Origin of the sequence: Actinosynnema sp. NPDC059797 (assembly GCF_042732085.1) — a bacterium.
Taxonomy (GTDB): domain Bacteria; phylum Actinomycetota; class Actinomycetes; order Mycobacteriales; family Pseudonocardiaceae; genus Actinosynnema.
The window spans coordinates 1-1,607 of record NZ_JBHWIE010000709.1; the positions used below are offsets into that span (position 1 = coordinate 1).

The following is a 1,607-nucleotide window of genomic DNA, read 5'->3' on the forward strand; positions in this document are numbered from 1 at the left end:
CGATCGAGCTGGCCGCCGCCCGCCTGCGCTCGCTCACCCCGGCGCAGCTCGCGCACCGCCTCGGCGACCGGCTCGGCCTGCTCGACCGGGGCGTGCGGGCCGGTCCCGCCCGGCACCGCACGCTGCGCGCGGTGCTCGACTGGAGCTGGGACCTGCTCGACGACGCCGAGCGCACCCTGCTGACCAGGCTCTCCGTCTTCGCGGGCGGTGCGACCGCCGACGCCGTCGAGCAGGTCGCCGGCGGCTCGCTGGACCAGTTGGCGTCCCTGGTGGACAAGTCGCTCGTGGTCGAGGTCGACGAGCGCTACCGGCTGCTGGAGACGGTCCGGGAGTACGCGGCGGCCAAGCCGGTCGACCTGGCGGAGGTCCGCGCCCGGCACGCGGCCTACTACACCGGGCTGGCCGAACGGGCCGAACCGCGGCTGCGCGGCCCCGGGCAACTGGTGTGGGCGGACCGCCTGACCGCCGAGCGGGCGAACCTGGACCTGGCCATGTCACCGCGCCTGTTCGAGGCCCGCCTGTGGCACTGGCTCGTGCGCAACCAGCTCGCGGAGGCCCGGGGCTGGGCCGCAGGCGTCGACTCCGACCTGGCCCGCGCCCTGCTCGACCCCACCCCGGAGCTGCTGGACCGCCTCGTGACCCGCGACGAGCCCGCCGCCCTCGCCGTGGCCGTGGCAGCCGACCACACCCACCGCACCCGCCTGACCGCGATCGCCGACCGGCTCACCGCGTCGACCGACCCGTGGCGGCGCGCGGCGGGCGAGCTGCTGAAGGGCTACACCGCCGCGGAGATCGGCGCCGGCGGCGCGGCCCGCGCCGAGGAGCACTACGCCGCCGCGGCCCGGGGCTTCCGGGAGGTCGGCGACCACATCTGCCTGGCCTACCCGCTGATGTTCCTGTCGGTCCTCCAGTCCGGGCGCGGCGCCACCGCCGAGGCGTTGCGCTCGCTGGCGGAGGCCATGCGCCACGCGCACGCGGTCCCGGTGATCATGCTGGTGCAGTCGGCGGGGCTGTGGGCCCGCACGGGCGACCTCGACCGCGCCCGGCTCGACCTGGAACGGGCGGAGCGGGCCGCCACGCGCGACGACGACCCGCTCGCCCTGGCCCGCGTGCGCAACGGCCTGGCCGAGCTGGCGAGGCTCGGCGGCGACACCGCGACAGCCCTCGAACAGCACCGCGGGGCACTGGCGCTCGACCCCTCGTCGGCCACCACCCAGTTCCGGGCGATGGCGCACAGCAACTACGCCAAGACGCTGACCGCGATCGGCGAGGTGGACCTGGCGGGCGAGCACCACGGGATCGCGGTCGACCTGGCCCTCCGCAGCCACGACGGCCCGGTGCTGGCGTTCGTGCTGGAGGACCAGGCCGCGTGGTGCGCGGCCCGGGGCGACCGGGCGGCGGCGGTCGCCCTGCTGGAGCGGGCCGGGCGGGTGCGGGGCACCGACAACCCCGACCTGAGGGCCGCCATCACCGGGGCGCGGTGACCGGGGCGCGGTGACCGGGGCGCGGTCACCGCGCCCGCGACCACCGGTCCAGGTAGGCCCCGACCTGGTCGGGTTCATCGGCGAACAACCCGAGGTGGCCGTCGGGGCGGACCACCGCGAGCG

General features: G+C 77.2%; 1 protein-coding gene. It reads left to right on the forward strand.

Annotation, left to right across the window (positions count from 1 at the left end):
- Nucleotides 1-1,484, forward strand: a 1,484-nt coding sequence (locus tag ACFV4N_RS43575) for an ATP-binding protein (protein ID WP_499678571.1), incomplete at its 5' end; no start/stop codon positions are given.
- Nucleotides 1,485-1,607: the final 123 nt, after the last annotated feature.